At 31.3% G+C, this 21,565-nt stretch carries 23 protein-coding genes, 1 tRNA gene and 1 pseudogene; 17 read left to right on the plus strand and 8 right to left on the minus strand.

Annotated features, from left to right (window positions below; translation table 11 throughout):
* Window positions 1-31 precede the first annotated feature (31 nt).
* A complete protein-coding gene (locus IUY40_RS15900) occupies window positions 32-328 on the minus strand; it encodes a hypothetical protein (RefSeq protein ID WP_195737847.1) in 297 nt (98 codons plus the stop codon).
* A gap of 447 nt (window positions 329-775) precedes the next feature.
* Here IUY40_RS15900 and IUY40_RS15905 point away from each other — a divergent pair, with 447 nt between their 5' ends.
* The 6 genes from IUY40_RS15905 (at window position 776) to IUY40_RS15930 (ending at window position 6,752) form a co-directional block, all read left to right on the plus strand.
* Entirely contained in the window at window positions 776-1,153 is a 378-nt protein-coding gene (locus tag IUY40_RS15905) for a hypothetical protein (protein ID WP_229335592.1), read from the plus strand.
* Between the two features lie 317 nt (window positions 1,154-1,470).
* On the plus strand, window positions 1,471-2,394 hold the full coding sequence (locus IUY40_RS15910) for a hypothetical protein (RefSeq protein ID WP_195737848.1): 924 nt from the start codon (window positions 1,471-1,473) through the stop codon (window positions 2,392-2,394).
* A gap of 4 nt (window positions 2,395-2,398) precedes the next feature.
* Window positions 2,399-4,378, plus strand: a complete 1,980-nt coding sequence (locus IUY40_RS15915; protein ID WP_195737849.1) for a TonB-dependent receptor — start codon at window positions 2,399-2,401, stop codon at window positions 4,376-4,378.
* A 5-nt stretch (window positions 4,379-4,383) separates the two neighbouring features.
* Window positions 4,384-4,746 carry a hypothetical protein gene (locus IUY40_RS15920; protein ID WP_195737850.1) on the plus strand — a complete coding sequence of 121 codons (363 nt, stop codon included), beginning with the start codon at window positions 4,384-4,386 and terminating at the stop codon, window positions 4,744-4,746.
* 57 nt (window positions 4,747-4,803) lie between these two features.
* Window positions 4,804-5,670, plus strand: a complete 867-nt coding sequence (locus tag IUY40_RS15925) for an MbnP family protein (protein ID WP_195737851.1) — start codon at window positions 4,804-4,806, stop codon at window positions 5,668-5,670.
* A gap of 65 nt (window positions 5,671-5,735) precedes the next feature.
* The gene (locus IUY40_RS15930; protein ID WP_195737852.1) at window positions 5,736-6,752 is read left to right on the plus strand and encodes a cytochrome-c peroxidase; all 1,017 of its coding nucleotides are present in this window, start codon (window positions 5,736-5,738) and stop codon (window positions 6,750-6,752) included.
* Window positions 6,753-6,931: 179 nt separating this feature from the next.
* Here the strand turns inward: IUY40_RS15930 and IUY40_RS15935 are convergent.
* The 5 genes and pseudogenes from IUY40_RS15935 to IUY40_RS15955 all read right to left on the minus strand — a co-directional run bounded on the left by IUY40_RS15935 (window position 6,932) and on the right by IUY40_RS15955 (window position 9,946).
* Window positions 6,932-7,012, minus strand: a tRNA-Tyr gene (locus IUY40_RS15935).
* A gap of 611 nt (window positions 7,013-7,623) precedes the next feature.
* Window positions 7,624-8,010: pseudogene (locus IUY40_RS15940) on the minus strand (TlpA disulfide reductase family protein); the annotation flags it as partial.
* An 18-nt stretch (window positions 8,011-8,028) separates the two neighbouring features.
* On the minus strand, window positions 8,029-8,790 hold the full coding sequence (locus tag IUY40_RS15945; protein WP_195737854.1) for a DUF4369 domain-containing protein: 762 nt from the start codon (window positions 8,788-8,790) through the stop codon (window positions 8,029-8,031).
* 251 nt (window positions 8,791-9,041) lie between these two features.
* Window positions 9,042-9,482 carry a KTSC domain-containing protein gene (locus IUY40_RS15950; RefSeq protein ID WP_039115207.1) on the minus strand — a complete coding sequence of 147 codons (441 nt, stop codon included), beginning with the start codon at window positions 9,480-9,482 and terminating at the stop codon, window positions 9,042-9,044.
* Window positions 9,483-9,694: 212 nt separating this feature from the next.
* Window positions 9,695-9,946, minus strand: a complete 252-nt coding sequence (locus IUY40_RS15955) for a hypothetical protein (RefSeq protein ID WP_129538942.1) — start codon at window positions 9,944-9,946, stop codon at window positions 9,695-9,697.
* Window positions 9,947-10,034: 88 nt separating this feature from the next.
* Between IUY40_RS15955 and IUY40_RS15960 the strand changes: the two genes are divergently transcribed.
* From IUY40_RS15960 to IUY40_RS16005, 10 genes are all read left to right on the plus strand, one after another.
* Window positions 10,035-10,580, plus strand: coding sequence for a hypothetical protein (locus IUY40_RS15960; protein WP_195737855.1), 546 nt, complete (start codon window positions 10,035-10,037; stop codon window positions 10,578-10,580).
* On the plus strand, window positions 10,580-10,732 hold the full coding sequence (locus IUY40_RS15965; protein WP_195737856.1) for a hypothetical protein: 153 nt from the start codon (window positions 10,580-10,582) through the stop codon (window positions 10,730-10,732). The genes IUY40_RS15960 and IUY40_RS15965 overlap by 1 nt, the downstream gene beginning before the upstream one ends.
* 11 nt (window positions 10,733-10,743) lie before the next feature.
* Entirely contained in the window at window positions 10,744-10,965 is a 222-nt protein-coding gene (locus IUY40_RS15970; protein ID WP_195737857.1) for a hypothetical protein, read from the plus strand.
* 17 nt (window positions 10,966-10,982) lie between these two features.
* Window positions 10,983-11,363, plus strand: a complete 381-nt coding sequence (locus IUY40_RS15975) for a YchJ family metal-binding protein (protein WP_195737858.1) — start codon at window positions 10,983-10,985, stop codon at window positions 11,361-11,363.
* Window positions 11,364-11,469: 106 nt separating this feature from the next.
* Window positions 11,470-12,588, plus strand: a complete 1,119-nt coding sequence (locus IUY40_RS15980) for a VWA domain-containing protein (RefSeq protein ID WP_195737859.1) — start codon at window positions 11,470-11,472, stop codon at window positions 12,586-12,588.
* Between the two features lie 177 nt (window positions 12,589-12,765).
* Window positions 12,766-14,229, plus strand: a complete 1,464-nt coding sequence (locus IUY40_RS15985) for an AAA family ATPase (RefSeq protein ID WP_195737860.1) — start codon at window positions 12,766-12,768, stop codon at window positions 14,227-14,229.
* Window positions 14,230-14,496: 267 nt separating this feature from the next.
* A complete protein-coding gene (locus IUY40_RS15990) occupies window positions 14,497-15,090 on the plus strand; it encodes a 2OG-Fe(II) oxygenase family protein (RefSeq protein WP_195737861.1) in 594 nt (197 codons plus the stop codon).
* A gap of 618 nt (window positions 15,091-15,708) precedes the next feature.
* Window positions 15,709-16,995: a Glu/Leu/Phe/Val dehydrogenase gene (locus IUY40_RS15995; protein ID WP_229335594.1), complete on the plus strand. Its 1,287-nt coding sequence runs from the start codon at window positions 15,709-15,711 to the stop codon at window positions 16,993-16,995.
* Between the two features lie 163 nt (window positions 16,996-17,158).
* Window positions 17,159-18,382, plus strand: coding sequence for a sterol desaturase family protein (locus IUY40_RS16000; RefSeq protein ID WP_195737862.1), 1,224 nt, complete (start codon window positions 17,159-17,161; stop codon window positions 18,380-18,382).
* A gap of 138 nt (window positions 18,383-18,520) precedes the next feature.
* Window positions 18,521-19,615: a DUF695 domain-containing protein gene (locus IUY40_RS16005; protein WP_195737863.1), complete on the plus strand. Its 1,095-nt coding sequence runs from the start codon at window positions 18,521-18,523 to the stop codon at window positions 19,613-19,615.
* An 87-nt stretch (window positions 19,616-19,702) separates the two neighbouring features.
* On the opposite strand, the gene IUY40_RS16010 is transcribed toward IUY40_RS16005, so the two are convergent.
* Window positions 19,703-20,071 carry a helix-turn-helix domain-containing protein gene (locus IUY40_RS16010; RefSeq protein WP_195737864.1) on the minus strand — a complete coding sequence of 123 codons (369 nt, stop codon included), beginning with the start codon at window positions 20,069-20,071 and terminating at the stop codon, window positions 19,703-19,705.
* 101 nt (window positions 20,072-20,172) lie between these two features.
* Between IUY40_RS16010 and IUY40_RS16015 the strand changes: the two genes are divergently transcribed.
* Window positions 20,173-20,544: a DoxX family protein gene (locus tag IUY40_RS16015; protein ID WP_195737865.1), complete on the plus strand. Its 372-nt coding sequence runs from the start codon at window positions 20,173-20,175 to the stop codon at window positions 20,542-20,544.
* 108 nt (window positions 20,545-20,652) lie between these two features.
* Here IUY40_RS16015 and IUY40_RS16020 read toward each other — a convergent pair whose 3' ends face one another.
* Entirely contained in the window at window positions 20,653-21,486 is an 834-nt protein-coding gene (locus IUY40_RS16020; protein ID WP_195737866.1) for an AraC family transcriptional regulator, read from the minus strand.
* Window positions 21,487-21,565 lie beyond the last annotated feature (79 nt).

Raw genomic sequence — 21,565 nt, forward strand, 5'->3', positions numbered from 1 at the left:
ACGTGAAAGTTTTTAAGCCAATAAAAAACGATTAACAGTTTCTGGGTGGTTGCCAGATAGACGAAAGTGAAATAGAAGAATAGGAAAAAGAATATGTATATAAAAATTCTTTTTTATACTTAAAATCAACTTTTTGTATTGTCTTATATTCTTGTATTAGTGGATAAAATACAACAGAAGATATAGGAGTATGTGATTTAAAAGGTAATTTCATATCCTTGTCATAATCGGCATCAAATACATGTTGTGCTTGGTAATGAATATGTAAAAAGTTCAAAATAGTCAAATTACTATTTTGCTGTTTGTGTTCCATATAATGTTCTACCAAGAGAGGTAATTTTATTAGTTCACCTAATTGAGTAATTGAGAGTAGGTAAACAGATAAAAATAATATGGATAAGTATTTTTTCACACTTCAAATATAACTAATATTCTTGTAAAATTATAGATAACTAGTTGTTTAGAAATGTTGTAAATAGTTAAGAATGCGAGGTATGGGACATAAAAAATAAATCCTAGCATTTCCTAATTAACAATTAGAAAATAAAAGGAAGGATGCCTAACTATATTTTAGTCTAGTAGCGGTAATACATTTTACTATAATGATTCCTTTTAATGTCAGATTGACTTTGAAACACAGTTGGTAAAGATTAAATAAGGACTTGTAGTTGAGTATGAAATGATTTTTTATTTAATAAAACAAAAGGTTTATTAAAATAAATGTAAAAATGACGTATTTTTGCAGAAATAAATAAGTAAACAAGCAAACAAGCAATTGAAAAGGTTAATTATTATAGTACTTTCCATTTTAATTTTATCGCCATCATTTGGTAGCTTGTTCGTTTATGCTTCATTCAAAATCAATCAGGAAGAAATTTCTAAAACCATTTGTGTACAGCGTAAATTATCTTTCAATAGTTGTAATGGTCGATGTGAACTTCAAAAAAGCATCAAAAAATATTCTGACAACGAAAGAAAAATGCAGGACAGTCTAAAAGATAAGTTAGAGCTTGTGTACGTTTATAACACTGCTGAAGTATGTTTTGATAATATTCCTATTATAGAATCAAAAGAAAACACTTCTATTTTATTTGAAAAGAAGCCTATCGGTGCTTCTAATCTTACATTTCACCCTCCGCTCTGGTTGGTGTAGATCAATATTTTAGTTTTTATTTTTAAAATTAGATGTCATTGTAACTATTCAATGTTGCAAAAAGTGTGATGTATTTTCATATTAGTATAAATGTGAATTTATTACAAGAAGTGAGTTTACATGAAACACTATTTTTATTTACATTATCTTTTTTATTACCGAAATTATTGATCGTATTGTTGTAATTGAAAAATATACTTTGACTATATTATCTCAATTGAAAATTCAAATTTCATAGTACAGTTGCTCATTTCTGGTTTGTAAAACCAGATAGCTTTGTACTATATTTTAAACAGTTTTTCTAATATTCATTACCAATGAAATCTTTTAAATTTTTAGTCATTGCACTATTCTGTGTGATTACTTCCTGCACAATCGATAAAACAGATTATGAAGCCGAAACAAGCGCTGAGGTTCCGGAATATTATGAGTTTAAAGAAGCCGTTTCGTTTACCAGCGGTATTTATAAAATAAGCATTGAAGCTTTAAATGGAGTTTTTTATAAAGGCTACAACGAACTTCATTTTAAAATTGTAAACACCCAGACCAATGAGAACATAAGTTCTTCAGAAGTAACTTTTTTGCCAATTTTGAGTAGCACTGATGGAAAGAAAACTTCTTGCCCGCATGAGTATAATCTTCAATATGATGCGACCAACAAATATTTTACGGGGTATTCTGTATTCACAAGAGAAAGTACCATAGGAGACAGTTGGAAATTATATGTGAGTTTTACTTCTGATAATCAGAATTATAAGGTTAGCAAAGATATTTCGATCGAAAAACAAAGTAATAAAAATTTGAATATGGCAATCTTTACTGGAAAGGATAATGAACAATATGTTATTGCTTTAATTGCTCCTCAAAGGCCAACGGTATCTGAAAACAAATTGACTGCGGGTATTTATAAATATAATAAATCAACTATTACTGAGGGAATTTTTCCAGATCCTTCTCAGTTTTCCTATTCAGTAGTGAGCGGTTATACTTTAAAATTAGATCCGAGAATGCCGGAGCCTTCAATGGGAAATCATTCTTCGCCGAATAATCAGGATTTGACACAGCAGAACGATGGTTTATATCATGGAGTTGTTAATTATACGATGACTGGAAACTGGACATTGAATTTAATAATGATGAATCAAAATGGGCTGATCATTAAAGGAACTGTTGTTCCAACAGATTTTACTCCCGGAGTCGAAGGGGTAAAAAGTGAACTTTATATTGATACATTATTCTAAAAACATGAAATATATAATAATACTACTTTTTTTGGGAATGTCAGTAACTGCTCAAAATACATATGTGCATCACGACAGTATAAAAAACTTAGAAGAAGTAAAAGTAAAAAATACTACCAAAAAGAAAATTGAAACTGAAATGAAAATGGCAGTTTCGGTTGATGAATTTTTGTCATCATCAGATAATATCAGTTTCATAAAGCGCGGTGCCTACGCGTGGGAACCATTGCTAAATAACATGAGCACAGAACGTTCTACTGTTACAATTGACGGAATGCACATTTTCGGGGCTTGTACCGATAAAATGGACCCAGTAACGTCTTATGTGGAGAGTAATAATCTTTCGACAATTGATATAAAATCAGGACAAGAAGGAAGCCTTCACGGTGCAACTGTTGCAGGAAGTATTGACTTAAAAAGAAAAAGTACGCCCTTCGGTATGGAAAAAAAATGGAACGGAACATATCAAAGCGGATTTGAGTTTAATAATAAACAGTTTTTTAATCTAGGAAATGTGGCGTATTCTGGCAATAGATTTGTAGCTGAAGGAAGTATTTCATATCGAAAAGCAGACGATTACTATGATGGTGAAAATGATGAGGTAAAGCATTCACAATATAAAAAATTCAACACTTCGTTAGGTTTTGCCTATAAAACAACTGATTTGTCAGCTGTGAGAGTGGATGCAATTTTTGATATGGCAAAAGATGTTGGTTATCCCGCCCTGCCAATGGATTTATCACTTTCAAGAGCACTTATTACATCAGTTTCTTATAAACAATTATTTGAAGAAGGATTAATAAAAGTGGTTGATACAAAGGTTTATTTTAATGCGATTGAGCATTATATGGATGATACTACACGTCCTGAAAATTTGGTTCACATGGATATGCCAGGCTGGAGTACAACCTATGGATTGGTTTCTAAAGCCAATTTAAAAAATAATGACTATTCTTCTGAAATTCAATTGAATGCCTATGATAATCTTTCTATTGCCGAAATGAGAATGTACCCACAGGATCGTAGTAAAAGAACGATGTTTGCTTACAGTTGGCCTTGGGTAACGACGCGTTATGCAGGACTTTCTATGAATAATTCCTGGGATATTTCAGAGAAAAGCCGGGTAAATTTAGGAGGTTCATTGGGCGTTAATTACAATTACTCCAAATATGTAGAGTTCAACTGGATTTTTCATCCTGGAGCACCACAAGAAAAAACTAGATTTTTACCTAGCCTTCATGCAGGTTATAATTTGGATATTGATCATTTTAATTTTTCTGTAGGAACAGGTTACGGACACAGAGCACCCTCCGTATCTGAAGGTTACGGGTATTATATCTATAATAGTTTTGACCGTTATGATTATATTGGAAATCCTGATTTAAAAAATGAAATTTCGTATGAAGGAAATGCTAGCGCAGGTTTTAAAAACGAAAAATTAAGCATTCAGGGTAAAATCAATTACTTCTATATTCAGAATTATATTATTGGGAGAGTTTTAAGTATGGGAAGCCCGATGAATTATCAGTCAGTTGGTGTAAAAGGATATACTTCATTAGATTATGCGACGCTTTTGAATATGTCTGTGAATGTTAGTTATGATATTCTGCCACATCTGCACTGGAAAGGAGCATTGACTTATGCTCGCGGAATGGATGATAAAGGAGGGAATCTTCCTTTTATACGCCCGCTTAGTTATCAGACATCGCTTCATTTTATGCATAAAAATTTTGGGATACAGACTTCCCTAAATGGTGATTTTGAGCAGATAAATTACAGTCCAGAATATGGAGAAGATCTTACGTCTGCTTATTCAATCTGGAATATCTCAGCCAATTATAATTTTAAAATCAATAAAGTTAGAACCACTGTTCAGATAGGTGCCGAGAATATATTAAATCAATATTACAGCACATATGCTGACTGGGGAAACATTCCTAGAATGGGACGTAATATTTTCACGTCTTTAAAATTTAACTTCTAGTAAAAATGAAAAAAGTTTTTAGTATCGTAATGACAATGCTATTTCTGCTGGTTTCTTTCCAGCAGGCGTTGATTATTGTACACTTTAAACTCAATCAGGAAAATATAGAACAAGAGTTTTGTGTCAACATAGCCAAGCCTGAGCTGCAGTGCCATGGTAAATGTCATTTAAAGAAAGAATTAGAAAAATCAGATAATACCGATTTGGAACTGACCATTATTGGTAAAAAAATAGATATGACTTTGATTTCAAATATTGAATTTAAAGTTATCGTTTTAAAAGCCATAAATTCTAATAAAGTAATTTTTTATAAGGAATTTGGGCAATTAGAACCATGCCTAGAAATTTTTGTACCGCCGCCTATTTAAATTATCGTTGCCCCGTTTAAATTTATAAGTAGAGTTACAAAAATTAAATCAAAAGAAATGAAAAATTTAAAAAAATACCTTTTATTATCAATTGCCTCATTCGCATTCGTATCGTGTTCAAGTGATGACAACAATCCTGTTGCCAACAATGTAATATTAGAATTTAATAATACTTTTAAAAACACCACTATTGTTCTTGGCAATGCAGCTTCAACATCAGCAACAGTAAATACATCAGCTGCAGGGCAGGTTCATCATTTTTCTGAATTGAAATATGTGATCAGTAACATCCGTCTTGTGAAAGATAACGGAGATGAAGTTCCATATAATGTAAATGATTTAGATAAAGGAGCTACAGTAATCGATCAGGCGAAAACGGCTTCATTAACCTATGTTCTAAGTAATGTGCCGTCAGCAACCTATAAACAAATTAAATTTGGGTTAGGGATCAAATCAGAGCAAAATACTTTAGACCAAGTACGGTTTCCTAATTTCTATGCAGCGGCAGGTGCCAATGATACAGAAATGATGTGGGAATGGGGAAGTGGATACCGTTTTACAAAAGTGGAAGGATTTTATGATACTGATAATAAAGTAATGTCAATCCATACAGGAAGTACTGTGGAAGGAACTGCGCCAAACTTCACGCAGGGTGTTAATGCATACAGAGATATTACTTTGAACCTGACTACAAATGCAGTTGTTGGTAGTAAAGTTCCGAAAATTAAAATTAAAGCTGATTTTGATAAGTTATTAAGTGGAAAAACAAATACAATTACTTTGTCTACCGGAACAGGGATGAATAATAATGCTACGCCAAATATTCATACTGCTACTCAAATGGTAAAGTTTGTTGATAATTTGGGAGGAAATGGATTAAGTGACATCACAGGTATGTTTTCTGTTTCTAGTGTAGAAAACTAAAAATTATATTTCAGAACCGTTTTAATTTTAGAAGTTAGGCGGTTCTGTTTTTAAACTCATTTATAATGAAAAAAATAATCGCTTTCATATTACTTTCCTTGTTGCTTGTATCTTGTAGCAATGATGACTCTGATATGATTTCTATTGATAATCCCGAAATCTCACTAAATATTCCTTCTGGGTTTCCTGAACTTAATGCTTTTGTAAGTCAAAATAAGCCCACTAAATACGGAGTAGAATTAGGGGGGAAACTTTTTTCTGAAAAAAGGTTTAGTGCGGATAATACTATTTCTTGTTCTACTTGTCATATACAAGCGAATGCCTTTACAGATCATAATTCACAAGCTATTGGCATAGAAGGTAGGGTAGGACTTCGTAATACACCATCGCTTCAAAATTTGGCTTTTATGAAGTTTTACAATTGGGACGGAAGTAAATTGCAGCTTGAAACACAGCCACTTGTTCCTATTATAACTCATGAAGAAATGGATTCTTCTATTTTGGAAGTTATTGGTAAAATTAAAGAGGACGCAGCTTATAAAGATTTGTTTAGAAAAGCATTTGGAGATGAAAGTATTACTCCTGAAAGGATTTATAAAAGTATCGCGCAGTTTGAGTATACTTTAATTTCTGCCAATAGCAAATATGATAGGGTAATGCAAAAAGAAGCATCTTTTACAGCAAGCGAATTACAGGGATATAAAACCTTTCAGCAAAAATGCGCAAGTTGTCACGGTACTGAATTGTTTACCGACCAAAGCTTTAGAAATATAGGTTTTCCTTTAAATATGAATACCAATGAGGCGGGGCGCGGTAGAGTTACGGGAATTCCTTCTGATTTTATGAGTTTTCGTGTTCCAACCTTAAGAAACATAGAATACACTGCCCCTTATGGAAGTTTTGGACAGTTTGCTACTTTAAGATCTGTTTTGGATTATTTTGATAATGGTGTTTTGGATGCCGATAACCTTGATCCTGTTTTTAAAGATAATGGCAAGCGAATTCCACTTACAGAAGAAGAAAAAAACAACCTTATTGCGTTTATGAAAACTTTAAGCGACACTCAGTTTTTAGGAAATTGATCTGAAGGATTGACAAACGCTTCGGCAGTCAATTTAGAGGAGTACGAAAAATAGACTTCTTTTTATTCAGATTATCTAATCTTTTTGGATAATCCCCAACTTTTGCGCATGATCCGATAAATACAAAATTTTAGTTTTTGTGTATAAAAAAAGTCCTGAAGTAATTCAGGACTTTTTTGTGGGGAGAGCAGGATTCGAACCTGCGAAGTTCTCACAGCAGATTTACAGTCTGCCCTCGTTGGCCGCTTGAGTATCTCCCCTAAGCTTGTTTTGTCTTGCGTTGTTGTGCTTGACGGGTGCAAATATAGGAACACTTTTTAATTCTGCAAACTAAAATCACACTTAATTTTAAGTTTATTTCACGTTGTTTTTTAAATCATTGGTATTGAATAAAATAAAAAATTATGGCTAGATAAAAATATTTCATTTTGTTTTAAATGTTGGCATTGTTAGGCAAAAAACTTCATGTTTTTTGTTTTAAGCTCATCACTTCTCAAGTATTTCAAGCTGTTTTTTGATGAATTTGTCATGGGTTTCATGAAGAATTAATTGAGATAAATATTTATTTGGTTATTGAGGTTTCCTAAAAAACGGTTAATTACAAGTAGTATTTAAAGTAAATGAAAGTTAATAAAATCAAAAAAAATATGACTAGAGCGGTTTTGTTTTAAATAGTTTGATGTTAGACTATGATTTTGTTCCGTTAGTACATGAATCTTGGTGTGTTGCTTTTTTAGGTGTATGAAGTCTAAAAGGTATATTAAGCTATTAATTGATTTGTTTTAGGTGTTTACGTTAGAAATTAGTGGGGTATAAATAAAACAAAAAAATCTCCACTAGGGAGATTTTTTGTTTTATTCTACTACTGGTATTATTGAGCTAAAAGCTCAATAATTTTTGCTTTGAGTTCATCGCCTCTTAAATCCTGTGCTACTATTTTTCCTGAAGCATCTAATATAAATGTTGCAGGGATAGATTGAACACCGTATTGAGCTGCAATTGGCTCATCCCAAAATTTTAAGTTAGAAACTTGCGTCCAGGTTAAATTATCTTTTGCAATAGCTTCTTTCCAAGCTTTAGCATCTTTGTCTAAAGAAACACCAATTATATTAAGTCCTTTTGAATGTAGCTCTTTGTAAATAGCTACAACATTTGGGTTTTCCTTTCTACATGGACCACACCATGAAGCCCAAAAATCTACAATAGTAACTTTGCCTAAACTTTCTTTAAGCGATACCATTTTTCCTTCTGGATTAGGAGCAGAAAAATCTGACCTTCAGTTTGCGCTACCAACTGGAGGAGCACTAGCACCAACAGCAGGCATTTTCATTTGACCGATTTTTTCTTTTATTTCTTTACCAGGTTTAGTGTTTTTTACTGATTCATCTAAACTAGTATAAAGAGCTTCTGCTTTTTTCAAATCAGTTGAAGGGTCGTTTAACATCCCTTTGATGATTAATGCACTAATGAAAGATTTTGGGTGAGACTCAGCGTAAGTAGTATACTTAGCTTTTGTTTCATTTTGAACATCACCTTGGATTTTCATAAAATCCTTCATTAAACCATTGATTACTGCTGTATCTTTAGCTTGTTGAGCAGTATTCATAGTTGCAGTATTTTTTTTCTGGAAATCAACTAATTTCTTTTGAACTTTCATAAGCTCATCATTGAATTTTACATACTCATCATTGTTGTATGTTCCAGAGATTTTAGATTTATGGATGCTGTCTTTATCTACAACAACAGTAATCTCTCCAGTTTCAAGGATTAAAGGAATAGGCCCTTGAACATCTTGTATTTGTAATATGTGAAATGCAGGCTCAGTAACTTTACCTTTAAGTTCGAATTTTCCGTTTTCAACTTTTACAGTGTCAAGAGAGATTGAAGCTCCAGTAGCTGGATCTTGAGTTTGTAGGATTATAGTTTTCCCGTTTTCAATTCCTTTTGCAGTTCCAGTAATAAGGTATTCTCCGTCTTTAACTTTGTTGCATGAAATTATTGCTATAGAAGCAGTAAGTAAAAAAAATATTTTTTTCATTATTAATTAGTTAATTGATTTGTGGAACAAAAGTATTTAAAATAATAAGACATAAATAATTTTGTAACCTAAAATTTTGTTATAATTTTTGTAGGGTAAAAACTTCGTAATCAGAATGTTTATTGTGCTTTTAGCAAGTAGGTGTTACTCTTTTATATTTATTTTTAAATAAAAAACAATAATTAATGTGTTTTTGCAGCAAAAAAAAAGCATCCGCCAGAGGTGGATGCTTTTCTATATGGACTATGAATTTAGTCTTGATTTGTTTTCTTTCTCCAAGTAAAAGAGTTAAGAATATGTCTTTTTGCAAATCTTCCAGGAGAATCTGCATTTACCATTTTTACATAAGTAGCTTTTGGTACGCTGATGTATTCGTAAACACTACCATTAGAGAAATCAATAATTAATCTACCTTCTACAAATTTGTAATCTGTAATAGATGAAGTAGCGATTGTTTCTGTATATTCTGGCAAGTTTAGTTTAATTGTCTCAGGATTGATACTTACCAAAAAATGATAAGCTTCAATGACTAATTTACTTTTTTCTTCTGCTTCTTTTAAACCAGCATCGTTGCCTTGAAATTTGTCAGGATGACATTCTTTCATAGCATTACGGTAAATGGTTTTTAAATCTTTTAATTCTGCAGTTTTGTCTACATTTAGTAACTTGCGGTATTCAACTATTTTTTTCATAAATAAGATAACTACTTGTCTATTAGATTAAAATTAATATTTGTTTAATCCAAAAAAAGACAAATTTTTTGCAAAGGTACACTTTTTTTTAACTTTTTACTTTCGTAGTAAAAAATATTCAAAAAATATCTAAGATATTGATTTTGAGACGTAAAAAGTGTGCTGCTTATGTAAACAGCGTATTAAAGTTCGAAACTTTGAAAAGAATCGTTTTATTTTTGTTCAGGTTTATTATTTGCTTTGTCAAAGTTTTTTGACTTTTTTGGATATTTGTTATAACTAATATCGCTTGGATTTTCGATTATAGACTTTATCGTAATCCAATCTCCAACTACATGATTAGCATGAGCCATCTTGTAATCCAAAAGGTATATACCACAAAAATAATTGTTATTTTCATCCTTCTCCATTATTCCTGTATAAACCCCTTTTTGCAACATTTTTTCTTGAGAAGCTTTTGTCATGATATTTTTATTTATAAATTGATGATGCAAAGTTAATCAATATATTGTTTGGTTTAGGGAGTTCATGACAATCTGATTATATTTGCACATGCAAAAAAACTTTAGACCAAATCCAAATTCATTCAAAAATACATTTTGTATTTTTCAGGAAGTAACCATGAATGAGGTAGAAGGATTAAAAATTCAGTTTGAAAGTAAGGCAGGGAGTGCCTATTATTATTCAGATTTAGGGATGTATCGTTTTTCAAATCATTGGGGAAGATTAGCCAATAGTAAATGGCGTTTAATCGCATTGGAACCAGAAACAGAGTCTAAATTTAAATTAGGTTTTGCTTCCTGGAGTTCTTTTTACCCTGATAATGCAACCGATAAGCTGTATTATATTGAGGCTGATTTTAATAAGAACAATGTCAATTATCAACATAAAAATAATCCTGAATACAATAATAAAGCAGTACTCAGAACAAGTTTTGATACAGCAAAAAGAATTAAACAAATAAGAAATTTACAGCAATTAACTTCGTGGGCAAAACATTTTGATTATGATGATATTGCTGTTTTACGAGAATCAATTATAAATGAACTTATTTTTACCAATAAAACATTGGAAGAAATTAAAAAAGAGATACAATAATGGGAAGGAATAACGAAAGGAATATCAAGAAACACAACGATAAGTTGCACAAAGCGCAGGATAAGGTAAAACAGGCTGAAATTGCGCGTAAAGAAAAATTAAAACAAATTGTAAAGAAATTTAATGAAGATAAAACTTCTTCTGATAAATAAAATATAAATAAATGGAAAACGATAAACTCAGCGGTTTAAAAGAAAGTGTTCAGGAAATTATAGATTTAATTGCTGCGAAACAAAATAAATCTGCGAATAATAAACTAGTAGAAGTAAGTGATATATTAGATGAATTGCTTGATTTTTCTGAAGAAGATGAAGATTTAATTGAGATTAGTAAATACCAGGTTTTACTGAATCAATTGCACCAAAAGATAAATACTGCCGAATAATATTTGACTTTACTTTCATGGAAAACTCCAAATGTTATTGCGATACCGACTTAGATTTTGATAATTGTTGTGGTCAGTATCTCAAGAATAATATAAAAGCACCAACAGCTTTAGCTTTAATGCGCTCTCGTTTTTCGGCTTATGTTATTAAAGATGCCGATTATTTATTGGCTACAACCCATTCTTCTGAAAGAAAATATTATCTGAAAGAAGATATTTTGAATTGGGCTACGACTAATGAATGGCTTCGATTAGAAATTATAAGTTTTACTGAAAACACTGTAGCGTTCAAAGCATATTTTTTAGATGAAAATAAGCAGTCTCAAATGCATTATGAATTTTCTACTTTTAAACAGGAAAATAATGCTTGGTACTATCTGGAAGGGAAGTTTGAATAAATATTGATTTTAACCTGATTATGAGGCTCTTTTAAAGTAATCTTTTAACTAAAAATTAATATCTGTTTGTTTTTGTTAGACTCTAAAATGGTGTAATTTTAGAATTATGAAAGAGGAACATAAAAAGGGGTTTTATTTTAAAACGTACGAAGCACCAAATCAGTCTCCGTTTGAAAAACTTTTTGGTATTTTTAAGGAACTAATTACCCATACTTCAGGTGATTTTGACGAAGCTATAGATTGGCTTCGGGAATTGGATAAAGAATATAAACTCACCGATAAAAACTACACTATTGATGATTTTATAGAAGATCTGAAAAAGAAAGGGTATATAAAAGACGAAGTAAAAGAAGATGGTTCTTCGGGAATAGGAATTACTGCCAAAACCGAACGTGCGATAAGACAACAAGCACTTGATCAGATATTCGGGAATTTAAAACGTTCAGGAAACGGAAATCACAAAACTAAATACGCTGGAAATGGAGATGAACATACGGGTGAATTTCGTGAATTTCATTTCGGTGATGGGCTTGAACGGATTTCGCTGACAGAAAGTTTGCGTAACGCTCAAATCAATAATGGAGTAGAGAGTTTTATGCTTACAGAAAACGATTTGGTTGTTGAGGAAACGCAATATAAATCGCAAATGAGTACGGTCTTGATGATTGATATAAGTCACAGTATGATTTTATATGGAGAAGATCGTATTACTCCCGCTAAAAAAGTTGCCATGGCTCTTGCCGAATTAATTACTACGCGTTACCCTAAAGATACCCTCGATATTTTGGTTTTTGGAAACGATGCCTGGACAATTGCTATTAAGGATTTACCATATTTAAAAGTTGGACCTTATCATACCAATACAGTAGCAGGCTTACAACTGGCAATGGATTTATTACGCCGTAAACGAAATACCAATAAACAAATCTTCATGATTACAGATGGCAAGCCAAGTTGTGTTCGTGAACGTGATGGTTCTTATTATATGAATAGTAATGGTTTAGATGAATACATTGTAGATAAATGCTATAATCAGGCACAACAAGCTAGAAAATTACATATTCCTATTACCACATTTATGATTGCAAATGATCCGTATTTACAACGTTTTGTCAATCATTTTACCGAAGCTAATCAAGGAAAAGCATTTTATACTGGACTGAAAGGTTTAGGGGAGATGATTTTTGAAGATTATGAAGCGAATAGGAAGAAGAGGATTAAATAGAGTTTTTGAGGTGCTAAGTATTTAGGTTAAAGACTCAAAATCACTAAGTTTTAAAGGTTTTAGATTTAACCTAACCTCCTTAATAAGCTTGATTACAATGCGATTAAAATAAACGCAACATAAAATTATAAAAGGGGTTTGAGTTTTTAAGACTCTTTAATTTTTTAAATAAATAAAATGAAAGTAGAAAATATAAAAACACTAGGTGATCTAAAAAAAGCAGGATACGAAAGCAAAAGTATTAAAGATGAATTACGAAATAACCTTCGCGAAAAGATAAAATCAGGAAAACCTGTTTTTGAAGGCGTTCATGGTTTTGAAAATACAGTTATTCCAGAATTAGAGCGCGCTATTTTATCACGTCATAATATTAATTTATTAGGTCTTCGTGGTCAAGCCAAAACGAGATTGGCTCGTAAAATGGTCGAATTGTTAGATGAATATATTCCGTTTGTGGCTGGTTCGGAAATTAATGATGATCCGTTGCATCCGATTTCGCGTTTTGCAAAAGATATAATTTCTGAAAAAGGAGATGCAACTCCAATTAGTTGGTTGCATAGAAGCGATCGTTTTTTTGAAAAATTAGCTACACCGGATGTTACTGTTGCCGATTTGATTGGTGATGTTGATCCTATAAAAGCAGCTAATTTAAAACTATCATATGCAGATGATCGTGTGATACATTTTGGAATGATTCCGCGTGCCAATCGTTGTATTTTTGTAATTAATGAATTACCCGATTTACAAGCAAGAATACAAGTGGCGCTGTTTAATATTTTGCAAGAAGGAGATATTCAGATTAGAGGATTTAAATTACGAATGCCACTGGATATGCAATTTGTTTTTACTGCAAATCCCGAAGATTACACCAATCGTGGAAGTATAGTTACACCATTAAAAGATAGAATAGGTTCTCAGATTCTGACGCATTACCCAGAAACAGTCGCAATTGCTAGAACGATTACTGAGCAAGAAGCTAAACTAGATACCGATCAAGAAGAGTTGGTATATGTACCAGGTTTAGCCAAGGATTTATTAGAGCAAATTAGTTTTGAAGCTCGCGAAAGTGAGTTTGTTGATAATAAGAGTGGCGTAAGTGCGAGAATGAGTATTACAGCTTACGAAAATTTATTAAGTACTGCCGAGCGCCGTGCTTTGCGTGCTGGTGTTGATAAAACGACTTTACGTTTATCGGACTTTATGGGAATTATTCCGGCAATTACAGGAAAGGTTGAGTTGGTTTATGAAGGGGAGCAGGAGGGAGCAGCTATTGTTGCTCAGCACTTAATAGGCGATGCCATTCGAACATTTTTTCCAAAGTATTTTCCGAGAATTGAAAAATTGGAGAAAACAGACGAAAAAACTCCATATACAGATATAATCGAATGGTTCTTTACAGAAAGTGGTTTTGAATTATTAGATGATTGTTTAGATGCTGAATACAAGAAAATCCTTGATGGGATTAAACCATTGGATGTTTTACTAAAAAAACACCAACCAGAATTGCCAGCAGCAGATCACTATTTTATGAAAGAGTTTATATTATGGGGATTGGTTGAATATAAAAAATTAAGTAAGGATCGTTTTTCCGAAGGATATGAGTTCAAGGATATTTACGGTAGTTATATCAGTAAATTGTAAAGAATAAAAGCTGTCCTTTTGAGACAGCTTTTTTATTATAATCTATTAGGATTTAAAAATTATATGGATACTACGTTATTGTTTCAACAGTTTTTTAAGAGTATTAGTTTTTTTTGTATTATTTATCATACCTAAAAAAACATGTAAAAGCTTTGGGAGACTGTAATATGGCTTAACTTTTATTATTTATCTTCGATTATAGTACTGCATATTTTATTTAACCTACCTTGGTACGTTGGTTGTACTTGCATTCCATCAAAAACACAAATGGAAAATAGCTTTGAAGCTTTGATAGCTACTTATATTGATAGTAAAGTAGGTATATGCGAACAATTTTTAAGTACAGAATTGGCAAATAATTTAAAACAAAATCTTCTTGATTTAAATGCCAAAAGTTTATTGCTCGATGCTGGAGTCGGAAATCTGGATAAAGTGACTTATGATGGAGCTATTCGTAGTGATTCGATTTATTGGCTTGACAAAAAGCACAATAATGCATTCGAAAATGAATTCTTTGTACAAATTGAAGCGTTTATTGCTTATTTAAATAGTAGTTGTTTTGCTGGAATAACGGGTTATGAATTTCATTATTCTTTATATGAAAAGGGTGATTTTTATCTAAAACATTTAGATCAATTTAAAAATAATCCAAGCAGAAAATATTCAATGATTAGTTATTTAAATGCCAATTGGCAAGAAAGCGATGGAGGTGAACTGCTTATTCATCAGTTAGATAATAATCAAAAAATTAACCCTACACAAGGTAAAACCGTTTTTTTTAAAAGTGATGAACTGGTTCACGAAGTATTGATTACTCAAAATACAAGAATGAGTATTACGGGTTGGTTAAAGAGTGATTAAATACTTGTTAATCAGGGAGTTTTAAATTTTTACAAAAATAACTCTACTAATTCTATAGAATATTAGAAATATATTTATAGATTTGTAAAAGAAATGAGAAACGAAAGCAAAAATACAATCCCTTATGACTGTGATACTATAATGTGTTATATGTATGATTTGTTGTATGAGGAGGTTTTCTATGGTGTGGTTATTTAGTTTAAAAAGTAAATAATATAAACTATTAAGAAGTTAAGTTTTATTAAGTATTGCTCTTGTTTTTACTAATAGTTAGATAGGTTTAAATCTGTGTCATTTTTAAATAGCTATAATTAGAAGAATTAGAGATAAAATAAAATTTAGCGGTTAAGTATTTTAAACTTAATAGAACTTAATTTCTTAATGGTAAAAAAACATTCAAGGTTAATAATAAAATAAATATGAGATTATATTCTATAAATAGTAACATTATGATGCAAAGCTGCCACATGAAAATTCCTCCCTGTTGCAGAATTTGCTATTGTTAATAAAAAAAACATTTAGGCTCTTTCGTAACAATTTCGAAAGGGTTTTTTTATGCTATTCCTATTTCAATTACTATGCTTATTTAATAAAAATATATTTTAATACCCAAAAAGTATGAGCTCAAATATTGCTAAACAGAACCCTTTTCAATCGATGATTGATCGTTTTAATATAGCTGCCGATATTCTTAAATTAGATGAATCGGTTAGGCAAAAACTACAAAGACCAGAGAAACAAATCGTAGTAAATTTTTCTATTACGCTTGATAATGGTAAGGAACAAAATTTTGAAGGATATCGTGTCATTCATAATACGGCATTAGGACCGTCTAAAGGAGGTATTCGTTATGATACAGCTGTTAATCTAGATGAGGTAAAAGCCCTCGCAGCATGGATGACATGGAAATCAGCAGTAACGGGAATTCCTTTTGGAGGAGCCAAAGGAGGGATTATCTGTGATCCGAGATTGCATTCTAAAACAGAATTAGAAAAAATCACAAGGGAATATACCAATGCTTTGTCGGATATTTTTGGACCTGATAAAGATGTTCCTGCTCCAGACATGGGTACAGGTCCAGATGAAATGGGGTGGTTAATGGATGAGTTTTCTTTGATTCATGGTAAAACGATTCACTCTGTTGTAACAGGTAAACATTTGCATTCGGGTGGTTCATTGGGTCGGGTAGAAGCTACAGGAAGAGGAGTAAGTATTATAAGTATTCTGGCACTTCAAAAATTAAAATTGAGACCAGCAAGATCCACAGCAGCCATTCAGGGATTTGGTAATGTGGGACTTCACTCTGCTTTATTTTTATTTGAAAAAGGATTAAAAATTGTTGCTGTTAGTGATGTTTCTGAAGCTTTTTATAACCCAGAAGGGATTAATATTCCAGAGCTTATTTTGTATTTTAATTTAAATAACAAGAGCGTTAACGGATATCCAAATGCTGTTGCCATAAAACATGAAGATTTATTATTGTTAGATGTAGATGTTCTTATTCCTGCCGCCAAAGAAGATGTGATTACGGCAGTAAACGCAGGATCTATTCGTGCTAAAATTATAGTTGAAGGTGCTAATGGTCCTGTTTCTTCAGATGCTGATGCAATTTTGCATGAGAACAATGTTTTAGTAGTTCCAGATATTTTGGCTAATGCAGGTGGAGTTACGGTTTCTTATTTTGAATGGCTTCAGAATTGTCTTTTAGAGTCTTGGCGAATCAATCAGATTAATAAACGTTTGGAAGATATATTAGAGAAAAGCTTCGAAACAGTTTTTGCTACTTCTGCAAAATATAAAATAACACCACGTATTGCGGCTTATGTAATTGCTTTGCGTAAAGTGGCAGATGTTCAGCAAGTAAAAGAAATTAAATTGATTGAGAAAAAATTCAAACAGAATTAAAAGCAATTGAGTTTTAAAATTGGCTTTAAACTGGTTTAAGATAATTTTCATTGGCTACATATTGTATTTTTTTAATATTTTTTTTGAAATACAGCATTGGTTAGTTGCGTAAGTATATAGTCAATGGAAATGTCTTTTACTCAATATTTTTAACGTATTTAGGATGGAACATATTAATTTTTTGGCTTTTGCCATGCCTGCTTTTTTTCTTTTTGTTTATATAGAATTTCGATTGGCACAACGAAGTAATAGACCTGAATTATTCAATTATGAAAGCTCTGTTTCAAACATAAGTATTGGTATAGCTGAGCGATTAATTAATCTTTTTATTGCTGCAAGTTTTTATCAATTGTATTACTACATCTATAATAATTACAGAATTTTTGATATTCCGAGTAATTTCCTGGTCTGGATTGGATTAATTCTCGCCACAGATTTTGTTTGGTACTGGTATCACAGGCTGGGACATGAGGTGAATTTTTTCTGGGCTGCACATATTGTACATCATCATAGTAATGAGTTTAACTTTACTGCAGCTGCAAGAATAACCACTTTTCAGGCAATTATCCGTACTGGATTTTGGTGCATATTGCCGTTTATAGGTTTTCATCCCAAGATGGTTATTACAATGCTAATTGTGCATGGTGCTTATTCTTTTTTTACGCACACTCAAGTTATAAAGAGAATAAAATGGTTAGAATATGTTTTTGTTACACCTTCAGTTCATGGAATTCACCACGCTTCTGATGAGAAATATTTGGATAAAAACTACGGAGATATGTTTACGTTTTGGGATCGGATTTTTGGAACTTTCCAAGTAGAGGAAGAACAACCTAAATACGGATTAACGCATCCTTTAAAAAGTTATAGTTTTCTTTGGCAGCATTTTCATTATTATTTTGAAATTTATGAACTATGGAAACGCTCCAAAGGATTTAAAGCTCGTTGGAACGCCATATTTGGAAGTCCTGCTGATATGGATCAAGATATCCGTCCAATATTAGAAAAGCGTTTTCTTCAAGACAGAGACAATCCAAGTCACCGACTTAAATTTAAGAATTACCTTTATTTACAACTTGGTATAAGTACGTTTTTGCTAACTGTTTTTACTTATTATTTTGATTCTTTAGATACATCTGATAGAATGTTTGTTTTGTCTTTTATCATAATTACTCTTATCAATTGTGGAGCGCTGTTAGAACAACGAAAATGGATTTATTACCTTGAATATTTCCGAATTTTTATTTGTACGACTTATTTTTTATATGTTGTGAATGAAGTCGAATATTTTATTATTCCTGTTGTTTTGATGTTTTTGGTGGAGCAGATTTTTTCTTTGGGGGAAAAATATCAAAATGTAGTACTTCAGCTTGAAACTTCAGAGTGAGGGACTGATTTATATAATAACCTTTGATGTTTTTTTTGCTAATTTGATTTTTGAATGTCTTGCTCTTTTGTTATATTTGCAAGTAAAATAATACATAACGACTGTAAAATAATTTATAGAAAAATAAGAGTATAGATAATGGGATTAATCAATAGTATTTTAGGAAAAAAAGACATAGCTATAAAATCGTATGCCGATTTTTGGAATTGGTTTGAAACAAATGAAAAAGTTTTTTTTAATGCTGTTAGTAATGGAAAAAATATTGAAAAAGATTTTTTTGATAAATTATTTTCCAAATTGGGAGAGCTAAAAGAAGGCTATTTTTTTTTAACAGGAATGTTAAATGATGACACTGCCGAGTTAGTTCTTACTGCTGATGGTAATATTAAACAGATTGTTTTTGTAGAAGAATTGGTAAATGCTGCTCCTCAGCTTCCTAATTGGAAATTTACTGCGCTAAAACCAGCAATAGATATTAATAATTTACGAATACAAATGAATGGTCATACTTTTGATAAAGACAATTTATTTTTTTATTCAAATGAGGATAATGAGTTTCCAGATAAAATAGATATTACAATTGTTCATTTAGATTGTACAGAAGAGAACAAATCAATTATAACGAATGGAACATTTATCTTTTTAGATAATTATCTTGGTGAACTGCATTTTACCGAAAATATTGATAGTATTAATGTGATTGGTCCAGTTGAAGCTACTAAAGAGTTAGTGCCTATTGAAAAACTGAAGGATTTCCTGATTTGGAGACAAAAAGAATTTGTAGAAAAATATGAAGGGGTAAGACATGATACTGAAAATGATGGTTATGCAAGCCTTGAAGCTACTCTTAATAATGGAATGCCATTGATGGCAGTTATCAATTCGACATTGTTTGAATGGGATGCAAAACCATCGCATCCTTGGATTATAGCTATAAGAATACCGTATGATGGTGAGCATAATAATGGATTTCCTGATAACGACATGTTTCAATTATTGAATGAAATTGAAGACGATTTTTTAATGGTAGAATTAAAAGATTCTGATGGATATTTAAATCTAGGACGCGAAACGGCTGATAGTTTAAGAGAGATTTATTTTGCGTGTAAAGATTTTAGAAAGCCTTCAATAGTGCTTGAAGAAATTAAAGACAAATTTTCTGGTCAGGTTGATATTGAATATGAGATTTATAAAGACAAATACTGGCAATCATTTAGTAGGTTTATGAATTAGATTAGGCTTTAAGAGTAAATACTCTCAATGCTTTATTGGAAATAGTATATTTAAAGCATCCACCTCAGGTGGATGCTTTTTTGTTTTTTATAAGACCGTTGTATTGTCATTTTTATAATTTTCCTCTCCCCAGTTTGCCATCAATTTTAAGATTTTTTCAAAAGATTTGCCAAGAGTAGTTAGTTCATATTCTACTTTAGGAGGAACTTGCGGGTGAACTATTCTATTTACTAATCCATCACTTTCTAGCTCTTTAAGTTTAGAAATGAGCATGCGTTCAGAGATTCCAGTAAGTTTGGATCTTAATTCGCTATATCGAAGTTTGTGTTCATTTATTAAATAGCTTAATATGTTTATTTTCCATCTTCCTCCAATTAAAGACAGTGTGTAGGCAATACCACAAGTTTCGTTTAAAAAATTTTCATTAATGCTATTGGTTGAATTTTCTTTTCTCATAATATGTACTTACTTTTTTATTAGTACCTAACAATTTTGTATGTACTTATATAAATGCAAGTTAGTAAATATATTTGCTAGATAAATAAAATATATAAAAAATGGAAACTATTAAAACAATTATTCATTGGTCTGGTTATTTGTATTATCTATATGTATTTGGCTATGCCTCGCTTTTTAAAATTTTTCAAAAAGAATCAATGATGAAAAGTATGGAATCTTTAGGCTTTAACAAGATATGGACCATCTATATTGGTATTGGAGAGTTTATAGGTGTTTTGTTGATTGTTATAGGGCTATTTAATCCGCCTATAAAAACAATTGGAATTTTATTATTGTTTCCTTTTGCAGTAGGAGCATTTACAGCTCATATGGCACATCAGGAGTACAATCATTTTTACAATTCGCTTATAATGTGTATCCTTACTGTATTGTTATTATGGTCTGATAAAAATTTTAAAATAATTTTGTAAAAAGAAATAACGGATTGAAGTCGTTTTTATATAAATGACTGGTAAGTTTCAAATACACAAAATTATGTATTCGAGTTATATGGTGTTTTTATTTTGAAATAGATGATTTTATAACTTTTTAAAATCAGTAGGTTTCATGTTTTTTCTTTTTTTAAAGTAATTCGATAAATGACTTTCATCGGTGAAACCAAACTCGTGAGCAATTTGCTTGATTGGCATTTGGTTGTTGGTAATCCTTTTTTCGATTAATGTAGTCCGCAAATTATTGATATAATCGCGATAACTAATAGAGAATGCTTTTTTAAAATAAGCACTAAAATAGGATTCGGCAATATTAAAATGAGCTGAGATTGTTTTTATCTGAACTAATTTTGGATAATAGATTTTTTGATGAATATAGGATGTAATCTGCTCGCTATCAATAGAAGATCCTTTTGCTTTAGGATTCATACTGCGCATGGTTTCCTTTATCAATCCGAAGATAGAGAGAATTTGATAGAAAACAATTGGAGAAGTAGTAACATCAATCCTGCTATTGTAAGCAGTAATATTCTCAATTGTATTTTTTAGTATTGTTTTGCAGGGTTCGTCTAGTTTAAGGACTGTTTCTTTGAGTAGCCTATCCCGCATAAAGCATTCTGGAGTATTCAGAAGTAAATCATCACAAAAGAGGCTTTTATTTGAGTTGAAATAATTATCAGTAAATTTGATATATATAAATCGTGTATTTTTTTTAATGTCAAAATAATGTTCATCTTCTGGTGAAACTACAAATAAGTCACCTGATTTATAGGGAAGCAAATTTTTGTTAAGATGATGAATACCATTGCCTTTTACGATATAAATAATTTCATAATAGGTATGACTATGAGATGGAAGATGAAATTTTTCTTCTTCAAATTCATCTATAACAAGAGTTTCAAATTGATTTAATTTAGTCATGCTTGATATATACAAGTTTATGTCGTAAATATACAATTTATTTTATGTATGGAAGGAGTAAATTTGCCCCATAGAAAAT

The organism is Flavobacterium sp. ALJ2 (genome assembly GCF_015594725.1).
GTDB lineage: Bacteria > Bacteroidota > Bacteroidia > Flavobacteriales > Flavobacteriaceae > Flavobacterium.